Origin of the sequence: Inquilinus limosus, assembly GCF_051487185.1 — a bacterium.
GTDB lineage: Bacteria > Pseudomonadota > Alphaproteobacteria > DSM-16000 > Inquilinaceae > Inquilinus > Inquilinus limosus_F.
This window is the reverse complement of sequence record NZ_JAHVDK010000009.1, coordinates 154,681-170,781: the sequence shown is the minus strand read 5'-3', so window position 1 is coordinate 170,781 and position 16,101 is coordinate 154,681. Positions and strand designations below refer to the sequence as shown.

At 68.5% G+C, this 16,101-nt stretch carries 14 protein-coding genes; 2 read left to right on the top strand and 12 right to left on the bottom strand.

From position 1 onward, the window contains the following. Nucleotides 1-16: 16 nt before the first annotated feature. From KXR53_RS12760 to eno, 4 genes are all read right to left on the bottom strand, one after another. Nucleotides 17-1,417, bottom strand: coding sequence for a pyruvate dehydrogenase complex E1 component subunit beta (locus tag KXR53_RS12760; RefSeq protein WP_437375543.1), 1,401 nt, complete (start codon nucleotides 1,415-1,417; stop codon nucleotides 17-19). Nucleotides 1,418-1,475: 58 nt separating this feature from the next. Next, complete coding sequence (gene pdhA / locus KXR53_RS12755; RefSeq protein WP_437375542.1) at nucleotides 1,476-2,501, bottom strand: pyruvate dehydrogenase (acetyl-transferring) E1 component subunit alpha; 1,026 nt, start codon at nucleotides 2,499-2,501, stop codon at nucleotides 1,476-1,478. Between the two features lie 144 nt (nucleotides 2,502-2,645). Then, nucleotides 2,646-2,975, bottom strand: a complete 330-nt coding sequence (locus KXR53_RS12750; protein WP_437375541.1) for an FtsB family cell division protein — start codon at nucleotides 2,973-2,975, stop codon at nucleotides 2,646-2,648. A gap of 50 nt (nucleotides 2,976-3,025) precedes the next feature. Continuing rightward, nucleotides 3,026-4,306 (bottom strand): phosphopyruvate hydratase, encoded by a 1,281-nt coding sequence (gene eno / locus KXR53_RS12745; protein WP_437375540.1) that lies wholly within the window; start codon nucleotides 4,304-4,306, stop codon nucleotides 3,026-3,028. Between the two features lie 197 nt (nucleotides 4,307-4,503). Between eno and KXR53_RS12740 the strand changes: the two genes are divergently transcribed. Beyond that, nucleotides 4,504-5,739: a class I SAM-dependent methyltransferase gene (locus KXR53_RS12740; protein ID WP_437375539.1), complete on the top strand. Its 1,236-nt coding sequence runs from the start codon at nucleotides 4,504-4,506 to the stop codon at nucleotides 5,737-5,739. A gap of 160 nt (nucleotides 5,740-5,899) precedes the next feature. Here the strand turns inward: KXR53_RS12740 and kdsA are convergent, their stop codons facing one another. The 3 genes from kdsA to secG form a co-directional block, all read right to left on the bottom strand. Next, entirely contained in the window at nucleotides 5,900-6,742 is an 843-nt protein-coding gene (kdsA, locus tag KXR53_RS12735; protein ID WP_437375538.1) for a 3-deoxy-8-phosphooctulonate synthase, read from the bottom strand. A gap of 11 nt (nucleotides 6,743-6,753) precedes the next feature. Then, nucleotides 6,754-8,382 (bottom strand): CTP synthase, encoded by a 1,629-nt coding sequence (locus KXR53_RS12730; RefSeq protein WP_437375537.1) that lies wholly within the window; start codon nucleotides 8,380-8,382, stop codon nucleotides 6,754-6,756. A gap of 98 nt (nucleotides 8,383-8,480) precedes the next feature. After that, complete coding sequence (gene secG, locus KXR53_RS12725; RefSeq protein ID WP_437375536.1) at nucleotides 8,481-8,807, bottom strand: preprotein translocase subunit SecG; 327 nt, start codon at nucleotides 8,805-8,807, stop codon at nucleotides 8,481-8,483. 213 nt (nucleotides 8,808-9,020) lie between these two features. On the opposite strand from secG, the gene KXR53_RS12720 reads away from it, so the two are divergent. Beyond that, complete coding sequence (locus KXR53_RS12720; protein ID WP_437375535.1) at nucleotides 9,021-11,339, top strand: xanthine dehydrogenase family protein molybdopterin-binding subunit; 2,319 nt, start codon at nucleotides 9,021-9,023, stop codon at nucleotides 11,337-11,339. Nucleotides 11,340-11,498: 159 nt separating this feature from the next. Here KXR53_RS12720 and KXR53_RS12715 read toward each other — a convergent pair whose 3' ends face one another. The 5 genes from KXR53_RS12715 to KXR53_RS12695 all read right to left on the bottom strand — a co-directional run bounded on the left by KXR53_RS12715 (nucleotide 11,499) and on the right by KXR53_RS12695 (nucleotide 15,934). After that, nucleotides 11,499-12,407 carry a LysR family transcriptional regulator gene (locus KXR53_RS12715; RefSeq protein ID WP_437375534.1) on the bottom strand — a complete coding sequence of 303 codons (909 nt, stop codon included), beginning with the start codon at nucleotides 12,405-12,407 and terminating at the stop codon, nucleotides 11,499-11,501. A 2-nt stretch (nucleotides 12,408-12,409) separates the two neighbouring features. Then, nucleotides 12,410-12,997: an NUDIX domain-containing protein gene (locus tag KXR53_RS12710; protein WP_437375533.1), complete on the bottom strand. Its 588-nt coding sequence runs from the start codon at nucleotides 12,995-12,997 to the stop codon at nucleotides 12,410-12,412. Then, complete coding sequence (locus KXR53_RS12705; protein ID WP_437375532.1) at nucleotides 12,988-13,341, bottom strand: hypothetical protein; 354 nt, start codon at nucleotides 13,339-13,341, stop codon at nucleotides 12,988-12,990. The genes KXR53_RS12710 and KXR53_RS12705 overlap by 10 nt, the downstream gene beginning before the upstream one ends. 202 nt (nucleotides 13,342-13,543) lie before the next feature. Next, nucleotides 13,544-13,798, bottom strand: a complete 255-nt coding sequence (locus KXR53_RS12700; RefSeq protein ID WP_437375531.1) for an Imm8 family immunity protein — start codon at nucleotides 13,796-13,798, stop codon at nucleotides 13,544-13,546. 102 nt (nucleotides 13,799-13,900) lie between these two features. Continuing rightward, nucleotides 13,901-15,934 carry a prolyl oligopeptidase family serine peptidase gene (locus KXR53_RS12695; RefSeq protein WP_437375530.1) on the bottom strand — a complete coding sequence of 678 codons (2,034 nt, stop codon included), beginning with the start codon at nucleotides 15,932-15,934 and terminating at the stop codon, nucleotides 13,901-13,903. Nucleotides 15,935-16,101: the final 167 nt, after the last annotated feature.

The window sequence follows — 16,101 nt, the reverse complement described above, 5'->3', positions numbered from 1 at the left end:
GTGTCCGACGCCGGGCTCAGCGGTAGCAGGCGGCCTTGGCCGCCGCGACGATGTGAGATGCCTGCGGCAGCGCGAGATGCTCGAGATTGGCGGCGTAGGGCAGCGGCACGTCGACCGCGCAGACGCGCCCGACCGGGGCGTCGAGATAGTCGAAGGCGTGCTCCATCATCAGCGCCGCCAGCTCGGCCCCGATGCCGGCGAAGGGCCAGCTCTCCTCGGCGGACACCAGGCGGTTGGTCTTCTTGACCGAGCCGACGATGGTCTCGATGTCGAGCGGCCGGATGGTGCGGAGGTCGATGACCTCGGCGTCGATGCCCTCGGCGGCCAGGGTCTCCGCCGCCTCCAGCGCCTTGCCGACCATGATCGAATAGGCGGTGATGGTGACGTCCTTGCCCGGACGCACGATCTTGGCGCGGCCGATCGGGACGATGAACTCGGGATCCTCCGGCACGTCGAAGCTCTGGCCGTAGAGGATCTCATTCTCCAGGAAGATCACCGGGTTCGGGTCGCGGATCGCGGCCTTCAGCAGGCCCTTGGCGTCCGCCGCCGACCAGGGCGACACGACCTTCAGGCCCGGGCAGTGCGCGTACCAGCTGGCATAGTCCTGGCTGTGCTGGGCGGCAACGCGGGCGGCGGCGCCGTTCGGGCCGCGGAACACGATCGGGCTGCCCATCTGGCCGCCGGACATGTACAGCGTCTTGGCCGCCGAGTTGATGATCTGGTCGATCGCCTGCATGGCGAAGTTGAAGGTCATGAACTCGACGATCGGCCGCAGGCCCGCATAGGCAGCGCCGACGCCGAGGCCGGCGAAGCCGTGCTCGGTGATCGGCGTGTCGATCACGCGCTTGGCCCCGAACTCCTCGAGCAGGCCCTGGCTGACCTTGTAGGCGCCCTGGTATTCCGCGACCTCCTCGCCCATCAGGAACACGGTCGGGTCGCGCCGCATCTCCTCGGCCATGGCGTCGCGCAGCGCCTCGCGCACGGTGATGCGCTTCGTCTTGGCGAAATACTTGTCCTCGTCGGTCGCGGGCGGCGCTTTGGTCGCCGGCGGCGCGGCCGGGGCGGCAGGCGCCCGGGCCTCGGCCTTCGGCGCCTCGGGGGCGGCCGGCGCCTCGCGCGGTGTCTCCGCCGCCGGGGCGGCCTTGCCGTTGGCGGTGATGTCGCCCGCGCTCTCGCCGTCGCCGAGCAGGATGGCGATCGGGGTGTTCACGGCCACGGCCTCGGTGCCTTCGGGCACCAGGATCTTGCCGATGGTGCCTTCGTCGACCGCCTCGACCTCCATGGTCGCCTTGTCGGTCTCGATCTCGGCGATCACGTCGCCCGACTTCACCGCGTCACCCTCGCGCTTCAGCCACTTCGCGAGCGTGCCCTCGGTCATGGTCGGCGACAGGGCCGGCATCAGGATTTCGGTGGGCATTGGGGAATTCTCCGGCAGCCGGCGGCGCCCGTCGCGGCGCCCGCCGGGTCGTGATGGCTCAGGCTTCGATCAGGACGTCGGTGTAGAGCTCCGACGGATCGGGCTCCGGGCTCTGCTGCGCGAATTCCGCCGCATCGTTGACGATGCCCCGGATCTCCTTGTCGATCGCCTTGAAGTCGTCCTCGCTGATGCCGCCGATCGCGTCGATCTTCTTGCGCACCAGGTCGATCGGGTCGTGCGTCTCGCGCATCTTCGCCACCTCCTCCTTGCTCCGGTACTTGGCCGGATCGGACATGGAGTGGCCGCGATAGCGGTAGGTCATCATCTCGAGGATGGTCGGGCCCTCGCCGGCGCGGGCGCGGCCGAGCGCCTCCTCGGCCGCGGCCTTGACCGACAGCACGTCCATGCCGTCGACCTGGAAGCCGGGGATGCCGTAGGCCTGACCGCGCTGATGCAGGTCGGCATTGGCCGAGGCCCGCTGCACCGAGGTGCCCATGCCGTATTTGTTGTTCTCGATCACATAGACGACCGGGAGCTTCCAGAGAGCCGCCATGTTGAAGCTCTCATAGACCTGGCCCTGGTTGGTCGCGCCGTCGCCCATATAAGCGACGGTGGCACCGCCATCCTCCTTGTAGCGATGGGCGAAGCCGAGGCCGGTGCCAAGCGACACCTGGGCGCCGACGATGCCGTGGCCGCCGAAGAACTTCTTCTCGCGGCTGAACATGTGCATCGAGCCGCCCTTGCCCTTGGAGTAGCCGCCGCGGCGCCCGGTCAGCTCCGCCATCACGCCGCGCGGGTCCATGCCGCAGGCCAGCATGTGGCCGTGGTCGCGATAGCCGGTGATCACGTCGTCGGCCGGGATCTGCGCCGACTGGACGCCGACCACCACGGCCTCCTGGCCGATATAGAGGTGGCAGAAGCCGCCGATCAGCCCCATGCCGTAGAGCTGGCCCGCCTTCTCCTCGAAGCGGCGGATCAAAAGCATATCCCTGTAGTACCGCAGCAACTCATCTTTGCCGGCGGCAGCGGGAGCCACGGCTCCCGACGTCTTCTCCTGGGCGGGACGACGTTTCGTGGCGGCCAATGGATCCTCCCTCAGACGGATGGCATCGGATTAGTAGGCGCGCATAGCAGTTTCGCCTGGCCAAGTGCTACCCCGCACGGCCGGAATTTGCAAGACGCAGGTCCATGGCTGCGCCGAAGCCGGCGCAGGGCTGCCGCGCGGGGCCTACTGGGCCGGGGCCGGGGCGGGCTTCGGGTAGAAGACGACGACTTCGTCCGGCCTGGCGACATTCAGCATCGCCCGGGCCCGTTCGTCCAGCATGTCGAGATCGACCTGCTTCGGGTCGATCAGCGCGGCGCGCTTCTCCATCTCCACGCGCCGCGCGGTCAGCGCGTCCAGCGTGGACTTGGCCTGGTCGACCTCGCCCTGCAGGGCGTCGCGGGCGAAGATGCCGTGATCGCCCTGGATCGCGTGGTAGGTGAAATAGGCGATCAGGCAGACGCCGACCACCGGCCCGATGACGGGCCGCAGTTTCCGCCGGAGATAGCGAAACATGCTCATGCCCTCAGATCACCATAGGTCGGGGTCGGCGTCAATCGACGGTACTAGCGCTGGCGCAGCACCGACCGGCCGGCGTAGCTGGCGGCGCGGCTCAGCTGCTCCTCGATCCGGATCAGCTGGTTGTACTTGGCGAGCCGGTCGGAGCGGCTGAGCGAGCCGGTCTTGATCTGTCCGCAATTGGTGGCGACGGCGAGGTCGGCGATGGTCGCATCCTCGGTCTCGCCCGAGCGGTGCGACATGACCGCGGTGTAGCCGGCCTTGTGCGCCATCTCCACCGCCTGCAGCGTCTCGGTCAGGGTGCCGATCTGGTTGACCTTGACCAGGATCGAGTTGCCGATGCCGCGGGCGATGCCCTGGGACAGGCGCTCCGGATTGGTCACGAACAGGTCGTCGCCGACGAGCTGGATGCGCTTGCCGAGGGTGCTGGTGATCGCAGCCCAACCCTCCCAGTCGTCCTCGGCCATGCCGTCCTCGATCGACACGATCGGGTAGCGCTTCACCAGCTCCTCGTAATAGGCGACGAGGCCGGCGCTATCGAGGGTCTTGCCCTCCCCTTCCAGGTGGTAGCGGCCGTCCTTGTAGAACTCCGTCGAGGCGGCATCGAGCGCCAGCACGACGTCGTCGCCGGGCTTGTAGCCGGCCGCCTCGATCGCCTGGACGATGAAGCTGAGCGCCTCGTCGGCCGAGCCGAGATTGGGGGCGAAGCCGCCCTCGTCGCCGACATTGGTGCCGTGGCCGGCGTCCTTCAGCTTCTTGCGCAGGGCGTGGAACACCTCGGAGCCGGTGCGCACCGCCTCGGCCAGGGTCGGCGCGCCGACCGGCATGATCATGAATTCCTGGATGTCGATCGGGTTGTCGGCATGGGCGCCGCCATTGATGATGTTCATCAGCGGCACCGGCAAGGTGCTGGCATAGGCGCCGCCGACATAACGGTAGAGCGGCAGGCCGGCATCCTCGGCGGCGGCGCGGGCCACCGCGAGGCTGACGCCGAGGATGGCGTTGGCGCCGAGCCGGCCTTTGTTCGGGGTGCCGTCCAGCTCGATCATGGTGCGGTCGAGCGCGATCTGGTCCTCGGCGTCGAGCCCGGTCAGCGCGTCGAACAGCTCGCCATTGACGGCATCGACCGCCTTGATCACGCCCTTGCCGCCATAGACCGATTTGTCGCCATCGCGCAGCTCGACCGCCTCATGGGCGCCGGTCGAGGCGCCGGAGGGCACGGCGGCGCGGCCGAAGGCGCCGGATTCGAGGGTGACGTCGACCTCGACGGTCGGGTTGCCCCGGCTGTCGAGGATCTGGCGGGCATGGATGTCGACGATCGCGGTCATGGGCTGCCTCTCGCTTGGCACGGAGTGGAAGGCGGGAATCGGCGGGGCCAGACTGTGCCGCGGACCGGAAAATGCAAGGACTTTCGCCTCTGCGCCTGCGGCAGATCTCGCATCCGGTGATTGTGGCGGCGTCGTGTTGAAACTGCGTCAATTTGGGGAGTAGCCTCGCGACAAAAGTGCAAAGCTGAAGGTCTGAGATGCGGCTTCTCTCCCACATGCTGTCGCGCTTCGTGCAGGCCGGCCGCCTGCGCGTGACCGACGCGGGCGGCGTGGTCCACGACTTCGCGGGCACGCAACCCGGCCCCTTCGCCTCGGTCCGGCTGCACGACCCCGCCCTGCCGCGGAAGCTGTTCGCAGCGCCGGCACTGGCGGTCGGCGAGGCCTATATGGACGGCACGCTGACGCTGGAGGACGGGACCACGCTGCGCGACCTGTTCGCGCTGTACGGCCACAACCACCAGGCGCTGGACGGCTACCCGTTGCAGGTGTTCCTGAACTCGCTCGGCCGCCGGCTGCGTCGGCTGCAGCAGTACAACCCGATCGGCAAGGCGCAGGAGCACGTCGCCCACCACTACGACCTGTCGCGCGAGCTGTTCGAGCTCTTCCTCGACGAGGACATGCAGTATTCCTGCGCCTATTTCGGCGACGGGGTGCGCACGCTCGAACAAGCGCAGGAAGCCAAGAAGCGCCACATCGCCGCCAAGCTGATGCTCGACGGCGCCAGGCGCGTGCTCGACATCGGCAGCGGCTGGGGCGGCATGGCGATGACGCTGGCCGAGCTGGCGCCGGTCGAGGTGCTGGGCGTGACCCTGTCGGTCGAGCAGCAGAAGCTGGCCGAGGAGCGCGCCCGCAAGCGCGGCCTGGCCGACCGGGTGAGGTTCGAGCTGCGCGACTATCGCCAGCTCGACCAGCGCTTCGATCGCATCGTCTCGGTCGGCATGTTCGAGCATGTCGGCGCCGCCTACTACGACGAGTTCTTCGCCAAGGTGCGCAGCCTGCTGGCCGATGACGGCGTCATGCTGCTGCATTCGATCGGGCGCATGCAGCCGCCCGGCAACACCGGCGCCTGGCTGCGCAAATACATCTTCCCGGGCGGCTACGTGCCGGCGCTGTCGGAGGTGATGGCCGCGGTCGAGCGCCAGGGGCTCTGGCTCACCGACATCGAGATCCTGCGGGTCCACTACGCCGACACGCTGGCCGCCTGGAACGAGCGGTTCCAGGCGCGGCGGGAGCGCATCGCCAAGCTGTATGATGAGCGCTTCTGCCGGATGTGGGAGTTCTACCTGCTGGGCTGCGAGAACGAGTTCCGGCTGGGCAGCTGCATGGTGTTCCAGATGCAGCTGGCCCGGAAGCGCGACGCCGCCCCCCTCACCCGCGATTACATCACCGACACCGAGCGCCGCTACGCGACCCTGGCCGCGGCGGCGGAGTAGCGAGGCCTGCCCGGGTTTGCCGCGGCAAACCCGGGCCATTCCTCTTCTGTCATGCCCGGGCTTGACCCGGGCATCCAGAGAGCGTCGACACCCTCTGGATTGCCGGGTCAAGCCCGGCAATGACAATGGAGATGCAGGTCAGAAAAGCAGGCCCCGGCCTTCAGATCCGGACCGGATCGGCCTTGGCGACGCGGTCGAGCGCGACCAGGGTGGTCAGCAACGCCTCGAGCTTGTTCAGCGGCACCATGTTGGGGCCATCGCTCGGGGCGTGGTCCGGGTCCTGGTGGGTCTCGATGAAGACGGCGGCGACGCCGATCGAGACCGCGGCCCGGGCCAGCACCGGCACGAATTCGCGCTGGCCGCCCGAGCTGGTGCCCTGCCCGCCCGGCTGCTGCACCGAATGGGTGGCGTCGAACACCACCGGATATCCGGTCTGCGCCAGGATCGGCAGCGCGCGCATGTCGCTGACCAGCGTGTTGTAGCCGAAGCTGACGCCGCGCTCGGTCAGCAGGATCTTGTCGTTGCCGGTCGCGGCGATCTTGGCGGCGACGTTCTTCATGTCCCAGGGCGCGAGGAACTGGCCCTTCTTGACGTTGATCGCCCGGCCGGTGGCGCCGGCGGCGAGCAGCAGGTCGGTCTGCCGGCACAGGAAGGCCGGGATCTGCAGGATGTCCACCGCTTCCGCCACCGGCGCGCATTGCGACGCCTCATGGATGTCGGTCAGCACCGGGCAGCCGAACTTTTCCCGGATCTCGGCCATGATCGGCAGGCTCTTCTCCATTCCCAGGCCGCGGGCGGCGGAGGCGGAGGTGCGGTTGGCCTTGTCGAAGGAGGTCTTGTAGACGAGGCCGAGGCCGAGCTTGCGGGTGATCTCGACCAGCGCCTGGCTCATCTCCAGAGCGTGCTCACGGCTCTCGAGCTGGCACGGGCCGGCGATCACCGTCAGCGGGCGGTCATTGGCGAAGGTGAGATTGCCGACGGTGACGGCACGGGCAGCGGTCATGGTCCTGATCCTCAGACGAGCCGGCTCTGCTCGATCGCGGCGCGGATGAAGTCGGTGAACAGCGGGTGCGGATCGAAAGGCTTCGACTTCAGCTCGGGGTGGAACTGCACCCCGACGAACCAGGGATGGTCCGGCAGCTCCACGATCTCCGGCAGCACGCCGTCCGGCGACAGGCCGGAGAAGACCAGCCCCGCCGCCTCCAGCCGCTCGCGGTAGTTGATGTTGACCTCGTAGCGGTGGCGGTGGCGCTCACTGATCTCGGCCGCGCCGTAGATCCCGTGCACCCGGCTGCCCGGCTGCAGCACGGCCGGATAGGCGCCGAGGCGCATGGTGCCGCCGAGGTCGCCGTCGGATTTGCGGACCTCCAGCTCGTTGCCGCGCACCCATTCGGTCATCAGGCCGACCACCGGCTCGTTGGTCGGGCCGAATTCGGTGGAGTTCGCCGCCGGCAGCCCCGCCATATGCCGCGCCGCCTCGATCACCGCCATCTGCATGCCGAAGCAGATGCCGAAATACGGCACCTTGCGCTCGCGCGCGAACTGGGCGGCGCGGATCTTGCCCTCCGCCCCGCGCTCGCCGAAGCCGCCGGGCACCAGGATACCGTGGACATGCTCGAGGTGAGAGACCGCGTCCTCCGACTCGAAGATCTGCGAATCCATCCAGTCGAGCTTGACCTTGATGTTGTTGGCGATGCCGCCATGGGTCAGCGCCTCGGCCAGGCTCTTGTAGCTGTCGATCAGCGAGGTGTACTTGCCGACCACGCCGATCGTCACCTCCCCCTCCGGCGCGCGCACACGCTGGACGATGTTGGACCAGCGCGACAGGTTCGGCGCCTTCGGCTGCTCGATGCCGAAATAGGCCAGGACCTGATCATCGAAGCCCTCCTCGTGGTAGGAGATCGGCACGTTGTAGATCGTGTCGACGTCGAGGGCGGCGATCACCCGCTCCGGCCGGATGTTGCAGAACAGGGCGATCTTGCGCCGCTCATTGTCCGGAATCGGCCGGTCGGCGCGGCACAGCAGCATCGCCGGCTGGATTCCGACCGACAGCAGCTCCTTCACCGAATGCTGGGTCGGCTTGGTCTTCAGCTCGCCCGCCGCCGGGATGTAGGGCAAGAGGGTAACGTGGAGGAACAGCGCGTTCTCCGGCCCGACCTCGTTGCCGAACTGGCGGATCGCCTCCAGGAACGGCAGGCTCTCGATGTCGCCGACCGTGCCGCCGATCTCGCAGAGGACGAAATCCTCGTCGGTGACGTCCGAGCGGATGAACTCCTTGATCGCATCGGTGACGTGCGGGATCACCTGCACCGTGGCGCCGAGATAGTCGCCGCGGCGCTCACGCGCGATCACGGTGGAATAGATCTTGCCGGTGGTGACGTTGTCGCTCTTGCGCGCGGCGACGCCGGTGAAGCGCTCATAGTGGCCGAGGTCGAGGTCGGTCTCGGCGCCGTCATCGGTGACGAAGACCTCACCGTGCTGGGTCGGGCTCATCGTGCCCGGGTCGACGTTGAGATAGGGGTCGAGCTTCCGGAGCCGGACCTTGAATCCCCGCGCCTGGAGAAGCGCCCCGAGTGCCGCTGCGCCCAGTCCCTTGCCAAGCGAGGAGACCACGCCGCCGGTAATGAAGATGTACCGCGTCATGGAATCTTACCCTACCCCAGATTCGTTCACCCAAAAACAGCGAGGCGGCCCCACCTGGATAACGGGGGCCGCCTCGTCGGCAATCCTGTGAGGACCGGTTATTCCGTCGTCGGGACCGACGGCGTGGCCGGCGTGGTGGTGGCGGGCGCGGTCGGAGCCGGCGCTGCCGGCACCTCGTCGACGATCGCGGAGCCGCTGCGATGCGCGCCGGCCAGGATCGCCAGAACGATGCTCGTCACCATGAAGGCCGCCGCCAGGCCGGCGGTGAGCCGGGTCAGCAGGTTGGCCTGGCCCCGGATCGACACCAGACCGCCGCCGCCCCCGCCGCCGATGCCCAGGCCACCGCCCTCGCTGCGCTGGATCAGGATCACCCCGATCAGGGCCACGGCGATCAGAACGTGGATGACGAGCAAGACCTGCTGCAAGGGACACCTGTCGACAAACGAAAACGGCCGGCTGCGCCCAGCAGCCGGCGATGGCGCTTATGTAGCGAAGACCAGCCCCCAATACCAGCCCCGTCGCTCGGCCCGCGCGCGATTCCGTCGCGTCTTTTGTCGCGGATATTGTCCGACATGGCATTGACGCCCGAAGCGCCACGGTCGATCCTAAACCGATTCATGCATCGGGAGGAGCAGATCGTGGCGACGAAGTTCGGCATCGGCCAGCCTATGCGCCGCAGCGAGGATCCCCGCCTGCTGAAGGGCGGCGGCCGCTACACCGACGACGTCTCCGCCCCGGGCCAGGCGCAGGCCTATTTCCTGCGCTCGCCCTTCGCGCATGCGGAGATCCGCAGCATCGACATCGCCGCCGCCGCGGCGATGTCGGGCGTGATCGGCATCGTCACCATCGCCGATCTCGACGCCGACGGCATCGGCGAGCTGAAATGCTACGCCCCGGTGAAGAACAGCGACGGCTCCGACCAGGTGCTGCCGCCGCGGCCGATCCTGGCGCGCGGCCGCGTCCGCCACGTCGGCGAGCCGGTGGCGCTGGTCGTCGCCGAGACCATCGAGCAGGCCAAGGACGCCGCCGAGGCGATCGAGGTGGACTACGAGTCGCTGCCGGCCGCGGTCGACCCTGCCAAAACGCTGAATGGCCCAGCGATCTGGGACAAGGCGCCGAACAACCTGTGCTTCGACTGGGAGTTCGGCCAGAAAGACAAGGTCTCCTCGTTGTTCGCCCAGGCCGACAAGGTGGTCCGGCTCGACCTGGTCAACAACCGGGTCGTCGCCTCGCCGATGGAGCCGCGCTGCTGCAACGCCGACTGGGACGCGACCGACGGCCGTTTCGTGCTCTACGTCTCCTGCCAGGGCGTGCACCTGCTGCGTGACATGCTGGCGAACGACATCTTCAAGCTGCCGCCGGAGAAGTTCCTGGTCCGCAGCACCGATGTCGGCGGCGGCTTCGGCATGAAGCTGTTCATGTATCCGGAATACCCGGCGACGCTCTACGCCGCGCGCAAGTTCGGCCGGCCGGTGAAGTGGTCGTCGGAGCGGACCGAGGCCTTCATCAGCGACGATCACGGCCGCGACAACGTCACGACGGTCGAGCTGGCGGTCGACAAGGATGCCCGCTTCCTGGCGCTGCGGGTCGAGATGATCGCCAATATGGGCGCCTATCTGTCCAATTTCGGGCCGTTCATCCCGACCATGGCCGGCGGCGCCCAGATGCTGAACGGCCTCTACACCCTGCAGGGTGTCTATGAGCGGGTGCGCGGCGTGTTCACCAACACCCAGCCGGTCGATGCCTATCGCGGCGCCGGGCGGCCGGAAGCCGCCTTCAACGTCGAGCGCATCGTCGATCACGCGTCCCGCGTGCTGGGCATCGACCCGGTCGAGCTGCGGCGGCGCAACTTCATCCCGCCCTCGGCCATGCCTTACGAGACAATCACCGGCGTGACCTATGACAGCGGCGAGTTCACCCGCAACCTCGAGGAGGCGGCCCAGATCGCCGACGTCGCCGGCTTCGAGCAGCGCCGGCGCGACTCGGCCGCGAAGGGCAAGTATCGCGGGCTCGGCATCGCTACCTATGTCGAGGCCTGCGCCGGCGGCGAGGACGAGAATGCCGACGTCCGGGTCGGACGCGACGGCAAGGTCACCGTCTATGTCGGCACCCAGACCAACGGCCAGGGGCACGAGACCGCCTACAAGCAGATCATCGCCGAGCATCTCGGCGTCGAGCCCGACCAGATCACCATCGTCCAGGGCGACACCGACCTGGTGCGCACCGGCAACGGCACCGGCGGCTCGCGCTCCGTGCCTGTCGGCGGCGCCGCGATCCGCGACGGGTCGCTGAAGGTCCAGGAGAAGGCGAAGCTGCGGGCGGCGGATCTGATGGAGACGGCGGCGGTCGACATCGCCTTCGCCGAAGGCCGCTTCACCGTGGTCGGCACCGACCGGTCGATGACGCTCTCCGAGATCGCGGCCAAGGGCGATACCGAGATCGCCTTCGAGGAGCGCGGCAGCTTCACCCCACCCTCCGCCACCTTCCCCAACGGGGCCCATATCGTCGAGCTGGAGATCGACGGCGACACCGGGATGGTGGAGATCCTGCGCTACACCGTGGTCGACGATTTCGGCCGGGTGATGAATCCGCTGATGGTGGCCGGCCAGGTGCATGGCGGCATCGCCCAGGGTCTCGGCCAGGCGCTGCTGGAGCATGCGGTGTTCGACGGCGACAGCGGTCAGCTGCTGTCCGGCTCGTTCATGGACTACGCCATGCCGCGGGCGGTCGACCTGCCCTTCGTCACCTTCAAGTACAATGAGATCCCCTGCACCACCAATCCGCTGGGGCTCAAAGGCGCCGGTGAGGCCGGGGCGATCGGGGCGCCGCCGGCGATCATCAACGCCATCGTCGACGCGCTGTCCCCGCTGGGGGTCGAGCATGTCGACATGCCGGCCACGCCGCAGAAGCTGTGGCAGATCATCCACAGCCGCCAGCAGCGCCAGGCGGCGGAGTAGTTTCCGCTCTCGTCGAGAGAAGGTGCTGCCAATTTCGTAGCCGTCATGGCGAGGCGCGAAGTGCCGTGGCCATCCAGGGGCCGGTACCGCTGGATGGCCACGCCCCTTCGGGGCTCGCCATGACGACGAGGAGCGTGAGCTTGCATTCTCAGGCTCTTCTCAGCCGCGCCGTGTGCCTTCGAGCGCGCGGCGCTGGCGCCGGAACAGGGCGGCCAGGGCCTCGGCCACGGCGCGGATCGCCGGGTCGCGGCGCAGGTCGCCATGCAGCATCAGGTAGACGTCCTCCGCGAGTTCCGGCACCGGATCGCCGAGGCGCAGCAGCCGGTCGTCGGCATCGCCCAGGAAGCAGGGCAGCAGCGCCACCCCGAGGCCGTCGGCGGCCGCCCGATGGCGCAGATAGACCTCGCCCAACCGGCAGCGCAGGGTGCCCTGGGCGGCGACGGCGTCGAACCAGGCGGATTGCGACGGCACCCGCTCCGGCTCCGGCAGGCCGATGAAGTCCAGCCCGGCCACGCTGCCGTCGCCGGTCACCCCGCGCTCCTCGGCATAGGCGCGCGAAGCGTAGAGGGCAAAGCCGATGCGCCCGATCCGGCGCGCGGCCAGATCGCCCTCCTCCGGCACCCGGCGCATGCGCAGCGCGATATCGGCCTCGCGCCAGGCGAGATTGGCCCGGGCGCGCGAATTGCCGATCGCGATCGCCTGACCGCTCTCGGCCAGCAGCGTCTGCAGATGGGCGGTCAGGAACAGCGAGACCGAACTGGTGGCCGTCACCCGCACCGGCTCATGCCGGGTCTCATCGGCCTGGCGCAGCTCGCGGAGCAGGCTGCCCACGCCCTCCTCCATGCTGCCGGCGGCCTGCAGCAGCGCCCGGCCCCGTACGGTCAGCTCGAGCCGGTTCGGCAGCCGGTCGAACAGCCTGGCGCCGGCCAATTCCTCCAGCGATCGCAGATGCCGGCCGACGGTCGGCTGGCTCAGCCCCAGGCGCCGCGCCGCCTCGGTCAGGCTGCCGGTGCGGGCGACGGCGAGGAAGATGCGGATGTCGTCCCAGTTCGGCTCGCCGGTGGTCACGCTCAGCCCAGCAATCGGTGCAGCTGGGCGTACTGCAGCAGGAGAATGGTCTTGCCGTCCATGATCTCGCCGCGTTCGACCATCGCCAGCGCTTCGGTCAGGGTCGGCTCCAGGATCTCGATATCCTCGCCCTCGGCCGCGACCCCGCCGCCATCCGACGTCCGGTCCGCCGGGCTGTATTCGGCGACGAAGAAGACCAGCCGCTCGGTGACCGAGCCCGGGCTCATGAAGGCCTCGAACACCCGGCGCGGCGCCGCCACCCGGTATCCCGTCTCCTCCTCCGCCTCCTCGCGGATGGCGCTCTCGGGGTCGCGGGCGTCGAGCAGGCCGGCACAGGCCTCGATCAGCGGCTCCGGATGGCCGTTGACATAGGCCGGGAAGCGGAACTGTCGGGTCAGCAGCACCCGACCGCGCCCGGGGTCGTAGAGCAGGATCGCGGCGCCGTTGCCGCGGTCGTAGGTCTCGCGGCTGAGGGTCTGCCAGGTGCCGTCCTTGCGCCGGTAGTCGAAGGTGGTTTTCTTCAGCACATACCAGTCGTCGGAGAGGGTCTGGACGGATTGGATCCGGATCCGGTCCTGCATCAGCGACATCCCGGCACCTCCGCCAAGCTGCGATAGACCGGCCGCCCGGCCCGCTCGAAGATCGCCGCCATGGCATCGGCGCCCGCGGACGGGCCGCCGATGCGCAGGCAGGCGTCGCAGCGCCGCGCTACGCGCTCGCCGATCGGGTGGAAGATCTCGTCGAACACCGCATCGCCCAGGCCGGTCGAGCCGGCGGTCTCGATCAGCGGCAAGGCCAGCGCCTCGCCGGTGATCGGCAGATGGCCCGCCCGGAACAGGAGCAACGCGGCCTCGTTCATGGCCCGCATATTCGCCGCGATCCGCCCGAGGTCGTCGCCGGTGCCCGAGCGGTACGGGCCTGCGACCAGGATCATGAGGGGAGAAGATTCCAAGATGCCTCCGCAGCGTTGGTGATGCGGCGGCATGATCGGGGCGCAGCGCGGGAACGGCAGCCCGACAGGGCTGAATGCCGCTCATTCAGAAATGCTCGGCTACAGCGACTGACCTAGAGGGTTTTCTACTCGCGGTGGCGTGACATCGCCTTGTAGTCCTCGAATTCCCAGCAGAGATATCGGTTCAGCCGCTCGGCGAACCGTCCCAATCGCTCGATTCCGAAAACTGCTCCACAAGCGCCCGGAGCACGGCCGTCACATGCTCCAGGTCCAGCCGTGGGACGATCAGATGGCCTCTCGGCCAAAGAACCGTCTCGGCGTCCACGCGCTCCTTGATCCAGGCTGGAGTGCAGACATAGGCGTGGAAGATGTCCGTGCCGTCCTCGCCGCGAAACCCGACTTCGACCGTCACTGTCGCGCGGACGGCGCCCTCGGTCATCACAGGTGGCTCGGGAACCAATGAACCCCTTTGATCTCGGTTATGGGCATCGATGACCTCGGTGCGTCAGGAGCGCGAGACGAGAAACGATGACAGGAACCTCTACGCGAGCTTCTCCCACAGGAAGGCGTGGATCAGCGCCTGGTTGAAGGCGGTCTGGGCGTTGTTGGCGGCGGCGCCGTGGCCGCCTTCGATGTTCTCGTAATAGAGCACGTCCTTGCCCATGGCGATCATCCTCGCCGCCATCTTGCGGGCGTGGCCGGGATGGACCCGGTCGTCGCGGGTCGAGGTCAGCAGCAGCACCGGCGGATAGGCCGCGTCCTGCCGCAGATTCTGATAGGGCGAGAAGGTCTGGAGGAAGGCCCAGTCCTCGGGCTTGTCGGGGTCGCCGTATTCCGCGGCCCAGGAGGCGCCGGCGAGCAGCTTGGTGTAGCGCTTCATGTCGAGCAGCGGCACGACGCAGACGATGGCGCCGAACAGATCCGGATACTGCGTCAGCATGTTGCCGACCAGGAGCCCGCCATTGCTGCCGCCCTCGATGCCGAGATGCGGCACCGAGGTGATGCCGCGGGCGACCAGGTCGCGCGCCACCGCGGCGAAATCCTCATAGGCGCGCGGCCGCTTCTCGCGCAGCGCCGCCTGGTGCCAGCGCGGGCCGTATTCACCGCCGCCGCGGATATTGGCGACGGCATAGACGCCGCCGCGGTCGAGCCAGAGCCGCCCTTCGCCCGGGATGTAGTGCGGCAGCAGCGAGACCTCGAAGCCGCCATAACCGGTCAGCAGCGTCGGAGCCCGGCCGTCGCGCGGCAGGTCCTTCCGCGCCACCACGAAATAGGGCACGCGCGTGCCGTCGGCCGAGGCGACGAAGTGCTGCTCCACCGCATAGGGCGAGGCGTCGAAGAAGGCAGGCGCCTGCTTCAGCGATTCGAAGTCGGGCTCGCCGGCCGTGCCGCGATACAGCGTGTCCGGGGCGAGGAAGCCGGAAGCGAGGACCAGGATCTCGTCGTCCTCATGGGGCGCCGTGCCGACATAGGCGATGGTCGCGGCCTCGGGCAGCCCGTCCAGCGCCCGTCGCAACCAGCCGCCCTCGCCCGGCGTCAGCATCTCCACCCGGCTCTTCACGTCGTCGAGGATCTGCAGCACCAGGTGGTTGCGGGTGCCGGAGGTCCCCGACAGCGCGGTGGTCTCGCTCGGCTCGAACAGCACCGCGAGCTCGCGTTTGCCGGCGAGCCAGTCGTCGAAACGCGCGGCCAGCAGCGAACCGCCGGGATAGGTGCGGTCACCGACCGTCCATTCCGTCCGCGGCGTCACCAGCAGCCACGGGCCGTGGGTGCTGGCCTCGGCGTCGCGGGGGACATCGACCAGGGTCAGGGCGCCGTCGTCCCGCAGCAGGTACAGCTCGCTGGTGTAGAAGTCGATGCGCTGGGCGACGAAGTCGCGCTCGAAACCGGGGAAGCGGTCGTGGAACGCGTCGACCGCGAGGTCATCCTCCCGCCCTTCATAGACGGTCTTCGCTTCCTCCAGCTTCTGGCCGCGCCGCCACAGCTTGGCGATCCGCGGATAGCCGGAGCGGGTCAGCGACCCTGGCCCGAAATCGGTGCCGACATAGATCGAGTCGGCGTCCTTCCAGCCGAAGCGGCTTTTCGCCTCGGGCAGGACAAAGCCGTCGGGGACGAAGCTGCGGCTCTCCAGGTCGAACTCGCGCACGACATGGGCGTCGGCGCCGCCGCGCGACAGGGCGATCAGGCAGCGTCTGAAATCCGGCTCCAGGACGTCGGCGCCGTGCCAGACCCAGTTCTCGCCCTCGGCCTCGGCGAGCGCGTCGAGGTCGAGCAGCACCTCCCACACCGGCTCCGCGGTGCGGAAGGAGGCCAGCGTCGTGCGCCGCCACAGGCCGCGCGGATGGGCCGCGTCACGCCAGAAATTGTAGTAGCGGTCGCCGCGGCGGACGACATGCGGCAGCTTCTCCTCGGAATCGAGGATCTCCAGCATCTGCCGGCGCATCCGCTCGAACTCGGTCGTCTCGGCGAGGCGGCCGGTGCTCTCGGCGTTGCGCGCCCGGACCCAGTCGAGGGCTCGCTTGTCCTCGATGTCCTCGAGCCACAGGAAGGGATCGTCGGAAGCCTGGCTGTCCATGTCGACCGTGCCGGTTGAACGTGGGCCGGTCAGCATAGGGGGACCTACCGGACGAGGCTAGCCGCAGGACGAAGCGATGCTCGCACAGCTATTCCGTCGTCATTGCGAGGAGGCGAAGCCGACGAAGCAATCCAGGGGCCACGCCTAACGGCCCTGGATTGCTTCGC